Here is a 12,679-nt window from a genome sequence, read left to right as displayed (position 1 = left end):
AAAAACCCATTCATTTCTGAATGGGTTTTTGTTTCTTATATTAAGAATTTTTCACCTTTACTTTTGGGAGGATCTTAGATAATGGAACTTTATGATCCAAACTCCATGTTGATTCGTCCTCCGGATTATATTGCTCTAAGAACTGAATAACCTTCTTTGTAATAGGCGTTGGAGTGGATGCTCCTGCAGTTACTGCAACAGTTTTCACATCTTTTAACCACTCGAGTTTAAGTTCACTTATATCTGAGATTCGATATGCTCTTGTACCGGCAATTTGCTCAGATACTTGTGCTAATCGATTTGAATTATTACTTTTCGGGTCACCTACAACAATTGTTAAATCTGCTTCTGTTGCTTGTTCAGCAACAGCTTCTTGACGGACCTGAGTAGCTAAGCAAATTTCACGATGAATTTCAACATGCGGAAATTTTTCTTTTACTTTTTCCATAATGTCGGCAACATCCCATTGGCTCATTGTTGTTTGATTCGTAACGACCAGTTTTTCATTTTCAAGAGAGAGCTGTTCCACATCTTCAACCGATTCGACAAGATGCACAATTTCTGGTGCCACCCCGACAGCACCTTCTGGCTCAGGGTGTCCTTTTTTGCCGATATAAATCACGTTGTACCCTTCAGCTTTTTTTTCACGAATAAGGTCATGTGTTCTAGAAACATCTGGACATGTGGCATCAATAGTAACAAGTCCTTTTTCCTTAGCAAGCTTTCTTACTTCAGGTGAAACTCCATGGGCAGTAAATACAACCGTTCCTTTATCAACCTTTTCTAAGATTTCTAAGCGGTTTTCCCCATCTAAAGTAATAATGCCATCCTCTTCAAAGGCATCTGTTACATGTTTATTATGAACAATCATTCCTAAAATGTAGATAGGTCTAGGTAAAGATTTATCTAATGCTGCATTTTTTGCAATAACCATTGCATCGACAACACCATAACAATAACCGCGTGGAGCGATTTTAATTATATCCATTATATTGCCTCCTTAAGAGATCAAATAGAGAGCTGACAAATGATTGACCCTTTGTCCCCTGCTTCTACTGAAAAAAAAGCCGCTAAACGGCTCTTATGTCTCACAATCTCTTAATATTATAACGAAATTCAGGAAAGAATACAAAGAGGAATATTAGATATACATTTTTGGCTGAGAGCTTCTTGGCATTGGTTTACGCTTTTTGGTTTCAGTTGATTGCATAACTTCTTCAGATATACTTGGAGACTCTTTTTTAGATGTTTTTTTACTAACGTTTGGATTTGTTGGCTGATTCGACTGTTCTGTAACAGTAGCTGCTTGTGCTGTTTCATTTGTGGATTCATTTGACTCATTATCATTACTGCTGTTTAGCTCACGATAAATCTTTACCATAGCCGGAAGATTCTTTACTAATGGACCGTATTGTTGGACCATTGGTGTTACCTGCTGTGCCATTCCTAATACACGTTGCACATTACCAAGCATTCCTGAAATGTTTGAAGGATTCATCAGCCCTTGTAGAGATCCGGTGGCTCTAGTTGCATTTGAAGCAGCATTTGCACCACCAATAAAGCTTTGGGGGTTTATCCCTCCTCCAGCTGCACCTTGTGAGCCCGGCAGTATTTTTGAAAGAATACCTTTTAATCCACCGCCACCACCTGCACCTCTAGCAGCCATTTGCGACCCTAATTGTCCTCTGCCCATGAATGAGCCTGGATTTACTTGTCGTCCCATCGGAAATTGCCCTTGTTGTGGGAAGTAACCTCTGGAATTCATAGGAGGCATCGGTCTTTGCTGAAACATTAAAATTCCTCCTTTCAAAGTTCATTACCCTGTTTTAGACTATGCATTTAAACGTCAATTGGTTTCTGTTATATAAAAAAATGAAAAAATGTTTTACATAATTTGAGTTTTTTATTCAATAAGGTATAATCTAATGATGGACTGATAAAGTGTCGATTTATGTATAAAATAAGAACTTTATCAAAAAGGAGAGATACGGATGGAACAAACAAAATTTGAGCGTTTTTCATTAAAGCCTTTTATTATAGAAGCGATCACAAAAGAATTAAAATTCTTTGAGCCAACTGAGATACAGGAGCGATTAATTCCCTCTATTTTAAGAGGTGAAAGTGCGATTGGGCAATCTCAAACTGGTACAGGAAAAACACATGCTTACTTACTACCATTAATTAATCAAGTTGATACTGATCGACAAGAAGTACAAGTCGTTATAACGGCTCCGACAAGAGAATTAGCATCACAAATTTACAATGAGGTTGGAAAACTAATTTCTTTTTCACCAGATAATATATCTGCAAAGCTTTTTATAGGTGGTACAGACAAACAAAGAACAATAGAAAAATTAAAAACCCAACCACAAATCGTTGTAGGTACACCGGGGCGAATAAATGACCTCGTAAAAGAAAACGCACTAGTTATCAATCGGGTTCGTTCATTTGTGGTTGACGAAGCAGATATGATCTTAGATATGGGATTTATAAAAGATGTGGATATGGTTGCAGGGCAAATGCCTGAACAATTACAAATCTTGGTTTTTTCTGCGACTATTCCAGAAAAGCTAAAACCATTTTTGAAAAAATACTTGGCAAATCCAAAATTTACACATGTAGCTCCTAAACAAGCGACTGCAGCAAAGATTGAACATATTCTTGTTCCAGTTAGACATCGCGATAAGAAACAACTTGTTCATGATATGCTTAAGGATTTTAATCCTTTTTTAGCCATTGTTTTTACAAACACAAAAAAGAATGCGGATGAATTAGCAGATGCACTCATTGAAAAAGGTTTAAAGGTCGGAAGAATACATGGTGATTTATCCCCGCGTGATCGGAAAAAAATGATGAAGCAGATTAATGAGCTAGAATTCCAATATGTTGTTGCAACAGACTTAGCCGCACGTGGAATTGACATTAAAGGAATAAGTCATGTTTTAAACTATGAAATTCCTACTAATGATTTAGAATTCTATATTCATCGTGTTGGAAGAACAGCTCGTGCAGGTAGTTCAGGTATTGCTGTGACATTATATGAGACTTCTGATGAAGATGCGTTAAACAAGCTTGAAAAGCAAGGTATTGAATTTATTAATAAAGATTTTGTTGGTGGAGAATGGCGTGACATTGATGATAGAAAACGTCGTCAAAATCGAAAAAGAGTAACAGACGAGGTAGATGCTTTAGCGAAAAGTATTGTTCAAAAACCTAAAAAGGTAAAACCAGGCTATAAAAAGAAGATGGGCCGAGAAATGGAACAAATTAAAAAGAGAAAAAGAAGGTTAGACAAAAAACAAAAATAGGGAGAGAGAGTAAATGTTGAAAATTGGTTCACATGTGTCAATGAGCGGGAAAAAGATGCTTCTTACATCTAGTGAAGAAGCTGTATCATACGGTGCCAATACATTTATGGTATACACTGGTGCCCCTCAGAATACAAGACGTAAAAAAATAGAAGATTTGAATATAGAAGCGGGTAAAGAACATATGAAGGAGCATGGAATCAATGAAATTATTGTACATGCCCCTTATATTATTAATATTGGTAACACAACAAATCCCGCAACCTTTCAATTAGGTGTTGATTTCTTACGCTCTGAGATTGAAAGAACTCATGCAATTGGTGCAAAGCAAATTGTTCTTCACCCTGGTGCACATGTAGGTGCTGGAGCAGATGAAGGAATCAGAAAAATTATTGAGGGCTTAAATGAAGTTCTTGAAAATAACCAAGAAGTTCAAATTGCACTTGAAACAATGGCTGGTAAAGGTTCAGAATGTGGAAGTTCATTTGATGAGTTAGCGAAAATTATTGATGGTGTAACACATAATCAACATTTATCTGTTTGCTTTGACACTTGTCATACTCATGACGCTGGTTACGATATTGTAAATGATTTTGATGGTGTGTTAAAAGAGTTTGACTCCATAATTGGAATCGACCGGATAAAAGTTCTTCATATTAATGATAGTAAAAATCCAATGGGAGCAAGAAAGGACCGTCATGAAAACATTGGTTTTGGACATATTGGCTTTGGAGCACTTAGTCATATTGTTCATCATCCTTCTTTAATGGATGTTCCAAAAATATTAGAAACACCTTTTGTCGGGGAAGATAAGAAGTACAAGAAGCCTCCTTATCAATTTGAAATCAATATGTTAAAAGAAAAAACATTTGATGAGGGATTACTAGATAAAATAGCAAATCAGTAACAATTAGGGAGGGAGCTGCAATCAGTGCTGCTCTCTTTTTTATGGCAAATAAAAAGGAACAGTAACAAATATGTACTGTTCCTTGATAAAATTTGATTGCTTTTATGTTTCTAAGTATATGGTCAATTAGTAAATTTCTGAAATAATTGATTAACCTGCTGTGCCGTTTGTGGAGAGGTAATGGATGCAATTTGCGATAACAGCTTTTTTCTTTCATTCACATTAAAGATATTGATATTTTTTCCATTCATTGCTTTCACGACTTCGGCTGCTTGGGCTCGACCTATTGAAATATTAAATTGTTTGGCATATTGCATAAGTTCCTCAACAGAAATGTTGTTTAACTTTTGATTAATAATTTTTTGAAATAAGATCATTTTCAAACCTCCTCTGAAACAATGTATGGAGATTTGATCTAAAATGTGCTGTTTTTTTACAAGTAATTATCCTTTACTTTTAAGTAAGATTCCTGTACAATTTTCATGTTATAAATAAGAATACCTTTTAAACGTATTTTTATTAAATCGGAACGATTCTTAAATCGTAAAGGATGAAGAAAGATGAATCAACCTATAGTAGAAATAAAACATGTAGATTATACGTATGAACGACAAAAAGTTCTTGAAAATATAAATTTAACGATTGAACAAGGAAGCTTTCTTGGTCTTGTTGGTCCAAATGGATCTGGAAAAACAACATTATTAAAATGTTTATTGGGTCTTTTGAAACCCCAACAAGGTGAGATTAAACTCTTTGGTCAATCTATCCAAAAGTTCAAAAACTGGCATGAAATTGGATTTGTTTCGCAAAAAGCAAATAGCTTTAACACAGGATTCCCTGCTTCGGTTTTTGAAGTCGTTTCCAGTGGATTAACATCAAGACTCGGATTGTTTAAATTTATGAATCAACAAGATCGGAAGCGAGTGTATGAAGCGATTGATGCTGTTGGATTGAGTGAATTTACAAAAAGGAACATAGGAGAGCTGTCTGGTGGACAACAACAAAGAGCTTTTATTGCAAGGGCAATTGTTAGTGATCCAAAATTATTAATTTTAGATGAGCCAACTGTAGGCGTTGATGCGAAGACAGTTCAAAATTTTTATGATATGCTTCTTAACTTAAATAAGGAATTAGGTATCACCCTTATACTAGTTACCCATGATATTGGAACAATATCAGATAAAGTTTCCCATGTTGCATGTATTAATAAGCACCTGCACTTCCATGGAAACTCAAAGGAATTTGAATTATTAAAGGACGATGAGATGTCTGACTTTTATGGGCACTCTCTACATGTGTTGTCACATGATCACTCCCATTAATGGAGGATATACAAGATGTTAAGTAGTCTTTTTGAATATGAATTTTTACAAAATGCATTTATATCAGGTATGCTCATAGGCTTAATTGCGCCTTTATTAGGTGTTTTTGTAGTTGTCAGAAGAATGTCACTTATTGCTGATGCACTAAGTCATGTTACTTTGGCAGGAATTGCTGCGAGTTTATTGCTTGAAAAGAAAATTTCAACTTTTGCTGGTCTTAATCCTATTTATCTTGGGATGAGTTTCTCTGTTATAGGCTCACTTTTTATTGAGAAGCTAAGAACAGTCTATAAACATTATCAAGAGTTAGCCATTCCAATTATATTATCAGCAGGTGTTGGAATCAGTGTTATCTTTATTTCTTTAGCAGATGGCTTTAATACCGATTTATTTAGTTATTTATTTGGAAGTATAAGTGCTGTTAGTAGAACAGATATGCTTGTTATTCTAGGAATTACTATTTTAGTCATTAGTATCGTTTTTATTCTTTATAAAGAGCTTTTTTTACTATCGTTTGACGAGGAGCATGCAAATGCATCTGGTATTCAAGCGAAATCCATTCATTTTATTTTTATATTCATGCTTGCCCTTGTAATCGGTGGGTCCATGAGGATTGTAGGGATCTTATTAGTATCTTCACTTATGACCCTTCCGGTTGCAGCGAGCATTCGAATTGCAAAAGGATTTAAGCAAACAATCTTCTTTTCTGTACTATTTGGCGAATTATCTGTTATTATTGGATTATTCCTAGCCTATTATTTAGACTTAGCACCAGGTGGGACTATTGTTATTTTGTCAGTGCTTATTTTAATATTGACAATCTTATGGACTAAATTGACAAAGGGGAAAGTAGTTTCATGAACGTTCAAGAAGCTCTCGACTTATTGAAAGACAAAGGATACAAATATACAAGTAAGCGTGAGGAAATGCTTCAACTTTTTGCAGATTATGATAAGTATTTAACGGCAAAAGATGTTTTGGAATCTTTGAAAGACAATTATCCTGGATTAAGCTTCGATACAATCTATAGAAATTTATCTTTATTTGCTGAACTTGGAATTTTTGAAATGACTGAATTGTCCGGGGAAAAACATTTCCGTTTTACATGTGATAGTAAACATCATCACCATCATTTTATTTGCTTGAAGTGTGGAAAAACGAAGGAATTGCCAGGTTGTCCAATGGGGAATTTGGAGAATTTAAATGATTATGAGATAAGTGGACATAAATTTGAAGTATATGGTAAATGTCCGCAATGTCATTAAAAAAGCTCTGACGATGTGTCAGAGCTTTTGGCTTTATAAAACTTTCACATCATACCATTGATTTACCCAATTCTTTGCTTCAAGCCAGTCATTTACCCGAATGACTCCTTTGGGAATCGGATCTTGATTGTAAGGGGTATTAAACAAAATAACGGGAATTTGATGTTCCTCACTTATCATACAGGCATTATCATGCTTGTCCTCAAAAAAGATGGAGATCTTATTATTCTTTACGGCTTCAAGCTTATCATGACTTCCTATCAGTTCAATATGGTGGTAAGAAATGTCCTGATCTTTAAACCAGTTGTGCGTGATATCCAACAAATGTTTTCTCCTTGCACTGATAAATAATAATTCGTGCTGATGCTTCCATTCATTTAAGACGTTTTTGGCATGAAGGGCAAGCGGAGCTTCTTTGTAAATGATGGGTTCAAATTTATCCATCCAAACCCAAAATTCTTCTTCCGTAATATTGAGGACTTTTGTTAAGTCATATTGATTTAAATCTTCGTACGTTAAAGAATTATTAAATGATTTATTTAAATACGGGACAAATGTTCTTGGATCTGTAACGGTTCCATCAATGTCAATTCCTAGTCGTAACATCATGTTCTCTCCTTCGTTGATTCCTACTACATAAGTGTAACATAATGAATTTTTAAGCGAACAGAAAAGTTTTACAGTTATAGTTTTTCTCTCTTTGCTCATAATATTAATGCTCCTTTAATTCAGAAAGGATGGGATCTAAATGGCAGACGAAAATAAGTTCAATGAACGAGATCGTTTTGACAATCCTGATTATAAGGGGATTACGCCGCTAGATCGAGAACTTGAGAATTATGAAACAGAATCAGCTGCTGAGATCGCAGCCCCAATTAATATGGGTCGTACAAACGCTACTGTTAACACAGAAGCAGACCGAGGGGAAGCTGTTGGAGAAGGAAGAGGAATGGGCTTTCTTGCCCTTGCCCTATCCATCATCTCATTGTTCATTTTACCTGTCATATTAGGAGCAGCAGGTATTATTGTCGGCTTTATTGCACGTAGACGCGGTGCTACTGGAACAGGTGCATGGGCCATTGGAATCGGCGCCTTATCGATTATTTTAGGCATCTTTATTATGCCGTTCTTCTAGGAAAAGAAAACGAACTGAAAGAGGGATTGGCCAAAAGGTCAATCCCTCGTTATGTAAATTGTATTAGGAGGGGGATTCCATTTGAGAGAGAAGCAAACGATTAAAGCATCTGTTCATAATGGAGTAAAATCAACTGACTTAGAAAGTGATGCGTATAATGCCAATATGGCTATTCAAGATCGATTTTATGGTGATAAGCCGCTTGAAGACGATATCGATACTTCTCTATCAAATAATGCGAATATAGGAGCGGTTATTCTTCCTAAGGATGATTAATAAAAAAAGGAATCGGTGGGTCACCGATTCCTTTCAAATGTTATGCTTTTGCTTTCTCAGCCTCTTGTTTTGCATAGTGCTCTTCAGCAATTTTATCAATTTCCTTTTTTAATTCCTCTACCATAGTTTCTTCAGGTACTTTGCGCACAATTTTTCCTTTACGGAAGAGTAGACCTTCACCACGAGCTCCAGCAATCCCAATATCCGCTTCACGAGCTTCTCCAGGTCCGTTAACGGCACATCCTAATACAGCAACTTTGATTGGAGCCTTAATTTTTGCGATATATTCTTCAACTTCATTTGCAATACTAATGAGGTCAATTTCGATACGACCGCATGTTGGGCAAGAAATTAAAGTAGCGGCATTCGCTGCTAATCCAAAGGATTTTAACAACTCTCGAGCAACTTTTACTTCTTCTACAGGATCAGCGCTTAGCGATACACGTACTGTGTTCCCAATTCCTTTACTTAAGATGGCACCTAAGCCAGCAGCACTTTTTACCGTCCCAGCAAACAATGTTCCTGATTCCGTAATTCCTAAGTGCAATGGATAATCGAATGCTCTTGCAGCTTTATCATAAGCCTCAATAGCAAGATTTACATCAGAAGCTTTCATCGATACAATGATGTCATGAAAATCTAAATCCTCTAAAATTTTAATATGGTGAAGAGCGCTTTCTACCATACCATCTGCAGTAGGGTATCCATATTTCTCTAAGATTCGTTTTTCTAGAGAACCAGCATTTACACCAATTCGTATTGGTATGTTACGTTCTTTTGCGGCTTTTACTACAGCTTCAACTTTTTCTTTTCTACCGATATTTCCTGGGTTAATTCTTATTTTATCCGCTCCGCCTTCAATAGCTTTTAGAGCAAGTTTATAATCAAAATGAATATCAACTACAAGTGGTATATTAATTCTCTTTTTTATTTCAGCAATTGCATTTGCTGCACGTTCATCTGGACATGCAACACGTACAACTTGGCAACCAGCTTCCTCTAGGCGGTTAATCTCAGCGACAGTTGCTTCGACATCATGTGTTTTCGTTGTTGTCATACTTTGAATAACAACCTCATTATTTCCACCGATTGTTAAATTACCAACTTTAACGGGTCTGGTTTTCGTACGATGTATGATTTCACTCACGTGTAAATCGCTCCTTAACAATAAGTTTAAACCTTCGACAATCTTATCCAATATTTATATTACTTGACTACATTTTATTTTACTAGTAATTATACTTACCAACCCTCATTTTACAGTGATGGGGTGGAAATGACAAGAATGATCTATTGATTATAATTTGGAAAAGTATATTTTTTCCCGATCATAATTTCTTCTGCATCCATTTTAGGATTTAAGGTTTCGAAATCTTTGATTACTTGTTCAATTGATACAGGGAGGGTTCCATGATGCTTTTCAATAATGGATAATACGGTGTCTCCCTGTTTTACTGTCATTTCAAAGGTTTGGATTTTCGATTGCTGTTTATCTATACTCGCAGAGGCTACTACTTGTACTGTAGATGTTTTATTTGTAACTGGAAGTGTTCCAATTTGGAAGTCGTAATAGATAATGTACAAAAGAAATACTCCGATTAGAATAGTTGAGAATCGCTTCATCATTGCCTCCCAGGGTTTTTTAAATATTCTATAATACACTCTATGTTTTGAACCTAAATATTATGTTAAAAATAATAGAGTTAATAGAATAGACCTGATAACAGGAATGAAGGAATGAAGACATAAAAAAAACGCGGGATAATCCGCGCTTTGTTAAGCATCTTTTATTTTCTTCTTAATAGGAGGCACTTCTTTTAAAACTAAATAGATAACAATTAAATGAACAAACCAGTTGATTAAGAATCCGCTTGGAACAATAACCTGTAGACTATCCATTATAAAGAAAAAGACAGTTGCAAGTGTAGTTGAGTAGGCGGCCATAACCCAAACCTGCTTAAAGTTAAGTTTCCTTTGTAAGCTGTTTTTGATGGCTAATCCCAGCAATGCTAAAAAAGTTACTTCTATAAACTTTACGAATGCTCCGAATAAGTACATAACAACAAATAATATAGTTAAAACAATAGGTAGAAGTTGATTAAACTGTGAAGTGATTTCCATTAAATCTTTCTTTGTTATTGACATGTTCAATAGGCTATATTCGTATGATTGTGCTTGCCCATTTGCAGAGAATACAAATCGATCGCTCAAAATACCAATAGCATTTTGTTTTGCCTCGATTTCTTCTACACCGAAAGCACCTGATTCATCTAAAATAATGATAAAATCATCTACTTTTATTTCTATTGGCTTTTCTGTGTCAGCTGAAAGAAGACCATCTTCAATAATAAAGTCGGGAAGTTCATTTTGTAATGTTTGATCAAACCCTTTTATACCCTCACTTAAGCCAGTGGAAAAGTGATAACCAGTCGGAATTGTACTAAGTAACGATAAGATAAAGACATATAAAATAGTTTTTCCTATTCCCTGAAAGCGAAAAGTGGATATGGTTTTAGGTGAGTATATGCTAGTATATAACTGTTTAAAAACGTTCATGTTATGAAACACATCCTTATAATTTATACGTCTTATATTTTATAGATGAAAAAGAAATATGACAAGGAATGAAGTCAAAGTTAAGGTTTATTTTTAAATTAAGGATCTTTTGTAAAGTTTTTATAAATTTTTTGTAAATATTTTAGAAAAACATCTTTACAATAAAACGGAATATCGTTAATAATTGTAAGGGTTGTAGATGTTTGTCGACAAAAGACGAAATGAGGAGTTGGAAATTTTGGAACTGGATATCCAGAAGATGATATTTGAATTCATTGGTGGACTTGGGATATTTCTATTTGGAATTAAATATATGGGAGATGGTCTGCAACGCTCCGCTGGTGACAAACTAAGAGATATTTTGGATAAGTTTACGACAAACCCCTTAATGGGTGTTTTAGCTGGAATTATAGTAACAGTATTAATTCAATCAAGTAGTGGCACAACAGTTATTACTGTTGGTTTAGTTAGTGCTGGGTTTATGTCACTTAGACAAGCTATTGGTGTTATTATGGGAGCTAATATAGGAACCACTGTTACAGCATTTATTATTGGAATTAAGATTTCTGATTATGCCTTACCTATTATTGCTGTAGGTGCAATCCTTTTATTCTTCTTTAAAAATAAAAGAATACATAACATCGGTCAAATTGTGTTTGGTTTTGGAGCACTTTTCTTTGGTTTAGAATTAATGGGTGACGGAATGAAGCCGTTGAGATCTTTAGAGGCCTTCCATGATTTAACTGTAAGTATGAGCTCTAATCCGCTGCTTGGTGTTTTAGTAGGTACAATCTTTACAGTTATTGTTCAAAGTTCAAGCGCGACAATTGGAATTTTGCAGGAGCTTTTTGGTCAAGGTCTATTAGATATTAAGGCAGCTTTACCGGTACTTTTTGGTGATAATATTGGTACAACCATTACAGCTGTATTAGCTTCTATTGGAGCTTCTGTTGCTGCAAGAAGAGCTGCTTTAACGCATGTTATTTTTAATTTAATTGGTACGACGATCTTTTTAATTTTCTTACCACTTTTTACGGTTCTCATGCAATTTTTACAAGCAAAATTAAATCTTAACCCTGAAATGACCATTGCTTTTGCACATGGAACATTTAACTTTTCTAACACAATTATTCAATTACCTCTAATTGGTGTATTAGCCTGGATTGTTACAAAATTAATCCCAGGTGAAGATTCAGTTATTGAATATAAAGCAAAGCACCTTGACCCAATTTTTATTGAACAATCATCTTCTATTGCCCTAGGGCAAGCAAAAGAAGAAGTACTTCGAATGGGGAAATTTGCAACTGTTGGTTTAGAAGCTGCAAGGGATTATCAAATGACCTTCTCTCAAAAAAATGCGGACACTGCTTTGCAACTTGAGGATGCCATTAACAACTTAGATCGAAAAATAACTGATTATTTAATTCTGATTTCAAGAAGTGAGATGTCGACAGCTGAATCAGAAGAGCACAGCATGCTAATGGATACAGTCAGAGATATTGAACGCATCGGAGATCATTTTGAAAATGTGGTCGAATTGGTTGGTTATCAAATAACAAATAAAGTGAAACTTACGGATTCAGCAAAGCAGGATCTTCAAGAAATGTTTGACTTAACAATTCAAACATTAATAGATGCAATAGCAGCTTTAGATGATAAAGACACATCTTTAGCATCTAAGGTTTTAAGGTCAGAAGAGCAAATTGATAAAATGGAAAGAACTCTTCGTAAAAAACATATATTGCGAATTAATGAAGGAAGCTGTACAGGTTCTGCTGGTATTGTATTTGTTGACATTATTAGCAACTTAGAACGAATTGGTGATCATTCAGTTAACATCGCAGAAGCTGTTTTAGGATACAGAGATTAATCTATTCATTAAAATATCAGAAGAGGGTGACTCAAAAGGT

15 protein-coding genes are annotated in these 12,679 nt (G+C 35.1%); 8 read left to right on the top strand and 7 right to left on the bottom strand.

The annotated features are described in order from the left end of the window. Window positions 1-40: 40 nt before the first annotated feature. Both COD11_RS13775 and COD11_RS13770 read right to left on the bottom strand, forming a co-directional pair. Window positions 41-988, bottom strand: coding sequence for a 4-hydroxy-3-methylbut-2-enyl diphosphate reductase (locus COD11_RS13775; protein WP_098797476.1), 948 nt, complete (start codon window positions 986-988; stop codon window positions 41-43). Between the two features lie 153 nt (window positions 989-1,141). Beyond that, a complete protein-coding gene (locus COD11_RS13770; protein ID WP_098797475.1) occupies window positions 1,142-1,792 on the bottom strand; it encodes a YqfQ family protein in 651 nt (216 codons plus the stop codon). Window positions 1,793-1,991: 199 nt separating this feature from the next. Between COD11_RS13770 and COD11_RS13765 the strand changes: the two genes are divergently transcribed. Together COD11_RS13765 and COD11_RS13760 are read left to right on the top strand one after the other, a co-directional pair. Next, the gene (locus COD11_RS13765) at window positions 1,992-3,308 is read left to right on the top strand and encodes a DEAD/DEAH box helicase (protein WP_098797474.1); all 1,317 of its coding nucleotides are present in this window, start codon (window positions 1,992-1,994) and stop codon (window positions 3,306-3,308) included. A gap of 13 nt (window positions 3,309-3,321) precedes the next feature. Continuing rightward, window positions 3,322-4,215: a deoxyribonuclease IV gene (locus tag COD11_RS13760; RefSeq protein WP_098797473.1), complete on the top strand. Its 894-nt coding sequence runs from the start codon at window positions 3,322-3,324 to the stop codon at window positions 4,213-4,215. A gap of 122 nt (window positions 4,216-4,337) precedes the next feature. Here COD11_RS13760 and COD11_RS13755 read toward each other — a convergent pair whose 3' ends face one another. Then, complete coding sequence (locus COD11_RS13755; RefSeq protein ID WP_098797472.1) at window positions 4,338-4,592, bottom strand: DUF2624 domain-containing protein; 255 nt, start codon at window positions 4,590-4,592, stop codon at window positions 4,338-4,340. A 183-nt stretch (window positions 4,593-4,775) separates the two neighbouring features. Between COD11_RS13755 and COD11_RS13750 the strand changes: the two genes are divergently transcribed. Genes COD11_RS13750 through zur form a run of 3 tightly spaced genes read left to right on the top strand, consistent with a single transcriptional unit; the run spans window position 4,776 to window position 6,802 of the window. Beyond that, complete coding sequence (locus tag COD11_RS13750; protein WP_098797471.1) at window positions 4,776-5,537, top strand: metal ABC transporter ATP-binding protein; 762 nt, start codon at window positions 4,776-4,778, stop codon at window positions 5,535-5,537. A 15-nt stretch (window positions 5,538-5,552) separates the two neighbouring features. Further along, window positions 5,553-6,398: a metal ABC transporter permease gene (locus COD11_RS13745; RefSeq protein WP_098797470.1), complete on the top strand. Its 846-nt coding sequence runs from the start codon at window positions 5,553-5,555 to the stop codon at window positions 6,396-6,398. Next, window positions 6,395-6,802 (top strand): zinc uptake transcriptional repressor Zur, encoded by a 408-nt coding sequence (zur, locus tag COD11_RS13740; protein WP_098797469.1) that lies wholly within the window; start codon window positions 6,395-6,397, stop codon window positions 6,800-6,802. Before COD11_RS13745 ends, zur begins: the two co-directional genes overlap by 4 nt. A gap of 33 nt (window positions 6,803-6,835) precedes the next feature. On the opposite strand, the gene COD11_RS13735 is transcribed toward zur, so the two are convergent. Beyond that, a complete protein-coding gene (locus tag COD11_RS13735; RefSeq protein WP_098797531.1) occupies window positions 6,836-7,411 on the bottom strand; it encodes a hypothetical protein in 576 nt (191 codons plus the stop codon). 139 nt (window positions 7,412-7,550) lie between these two features. Here COD11_RS13735 and COD11_RS13730 point away from each other — a divergent pair, with 139 nt between their 5' ends. Together COD11_RS13730 and COD11_RS13725 are read left to right on the top strand one after the other, a co-directional pair. Beyond that, window positions 7,551-7,937 (top strand): DUF4190 domain-containing protein, encoded by a 387-nt coding sequence (locus COD11_RS13730; RefSeq protein ID WP_098797468.1) that lies wholly within the window; start codon window positions 7,551-7,553, stop codon window positions 7,935-7,937. A gap of 81 nt (window positions 7,938-8,018) precedes the next feature. Beyond that, complete coding sequence (locus tag COD11_RS13725; RefSeq protein WP_098797467.1) at window positions 8,019-8,213, top strand: hypothetical protein; 195 nt, start codon at window positions 8,019-8,021, stop codon at window positions 8,211-8,213. Window positions 8,214-8,253: 40 nt separating this feature from the next. Here the strand turns inward: COD11_RS13725 and ispG are convergent, their stop codons facing one another. The 3 genes from ispG to COD11_RS13710 all read right to left on the bottom strand — a co-directional run bounded on the left by ispG (window position 8,254) and on the right by COD11_RS13710 (window position 10,769). Then, on the bottom strand, window positions 8,254-9,351 hold the full coding sequence (ispG, locus tag COD11_RS13720; RefSeq protein ID WP_176551092.1) for a flavodoxin-dependent (E)-4-hydroxy-3-methylbut-2-enyl-diphosphate synthase: 1,098 nt from the start codon (window positions 9,349-9,351) through the stop codon (window positions 8,254-8,256). Window positions 9,352-9,503: 152 nt separating this feature from the next. Further along, the gene (locus COD11_RS13715) at window positions 9,504-9,836 is read right to left on the bottom strand and encodes a LysM peptidoglycan-binding domain-containing protein (protein ID WP_231307901.1); all 333 of its coding nucleotides are present in this window, start codon (window positions 9,834-9,836) and stop codon (window positions 9,504-9,506) included. Between the two features lie 153 nt (window positions 9,837-9,989). After that, window positions 9,990-10,769: a DUF1189 domain-containing protein gene (locus COD11_RS13710; RefSeq protein WP_098797464.1), complete on the bottom strand. Its 780-nt coding sequence runs from the start codon at window positions 10,767-10,769 to the stop codon at window positions 9,990-9,992. A 238-nt stretch (window positions 10,770-11,007) separates the two neighbouring features. Here COD11_RS13710 and COD11_RS13705 point away from each other — a divergent pair, with 238 nt between their 5' ends. Next, window positions 11,008-12,639: a Na/Pi cotransporter family protein gene (locus tag COD11_RS13705; RefSeq protein ID WP_176551087.1), complete on the top strand. Its 1,632-nt coding sequence runs from the start codon at window positions 11,008-11,010 to the stop codon at window positions 12,637-12,639. Window positions 12,640-12,679: the final 40 nt, after the last annotated feature.

The organism is Bacillus sp. AFS040349, assembly GCF_002577655.1.
Taxonomy (GTDB): domain Bacteria; phylum Bacillota; class Bacilli; order Bacillales; family Bacillaceae; genus Metabacillus.
This window is presented reverse-complemented; position numbering and strand designations above follow the sequence as displayed.

Bases quoted from the DNA above. Each gene is read 5' to 3' on its own strand.
- COD11_RS13775 (WP_098797476.1), bottom strand. From the start codon at position 988: ATGGATATAATTAAAATCGCTCCACGCGGTTATTGTTATGGTGTTGTC.
- COD11_RS13770 (WP_098797475.1), bottom strand. From the start codon at position 1,792: ATGTTTCAGCAAAGACCGATGCCTCCTATGAATTCCAGAGGTTACTTC.
- COD11_RS13765 (WP_098797474.1), top strand. From the start codon at position 1,992: ATGGAACAAACAAAATTTGAGCGTTTTTCATTAAAGCCTTTTATTATA.
- COD11_RS13760 (WP_098797473.1), top strand. From the start codon at position 3,322: ATGTTGAAAATTGGTTCACATGTGTCAATGAGCGGGAAAAAGATGCTT.
- COD11_RS13755 (WP_098797472.1), bottom strand. From the start codon at position 4,592: ATGATCTTATTTCAAAAAATTATTAATCAAAAGTTAAACAACATTTCT.
- COD11_RS13750 (WP_098797471.1), top strand. From the start codon at position 4,776: ATGAATCAACCTATAGTAGAAATAAAACATGTAGATTATACGTATGAA.
- COD11_RS13745 (WP_098797470.1), top strand. From the start codon at position 5,553: ATGTTAAGTAGTCTTTTTGAATATGAATTTTTACAAAATGCATTTATA.
- zur (WP_098797469.1), top strand. From the start codon at position 6,395: ATGAACGTTCAAGAAGCTCTCGACTTATTGAAAGACAAAGGATACAAA.
- COD11_RS13735 (WP_098797531.1), bottom strand. From the start codon at position 7,411: ATGATGTTACGACTAGGAATTGACATTGATGGAACCGTTACAGATCCA.
- COD11_RS13730 (WP_098797468.1), top strand. From the start codon at position 7,551: ATGGCAGACGAAAATAAGTTCAATGAACGAGATCGTTTTGACAATCCT.
- COD11_RS13715 (WP_231307901.1), bottom strand. From the start codon at position 9,836: ATGAAGCGATTCTCAACTATTCTAATCGGAGTATTTCTTTTGTACATT.
- COD11_RS13710 (WP_098797464.1), bottom strand. From the start codon at position 10,769: ATGAACGTTTTTAAACAGTTATATACTAGCATATACTCACCTAAAACC.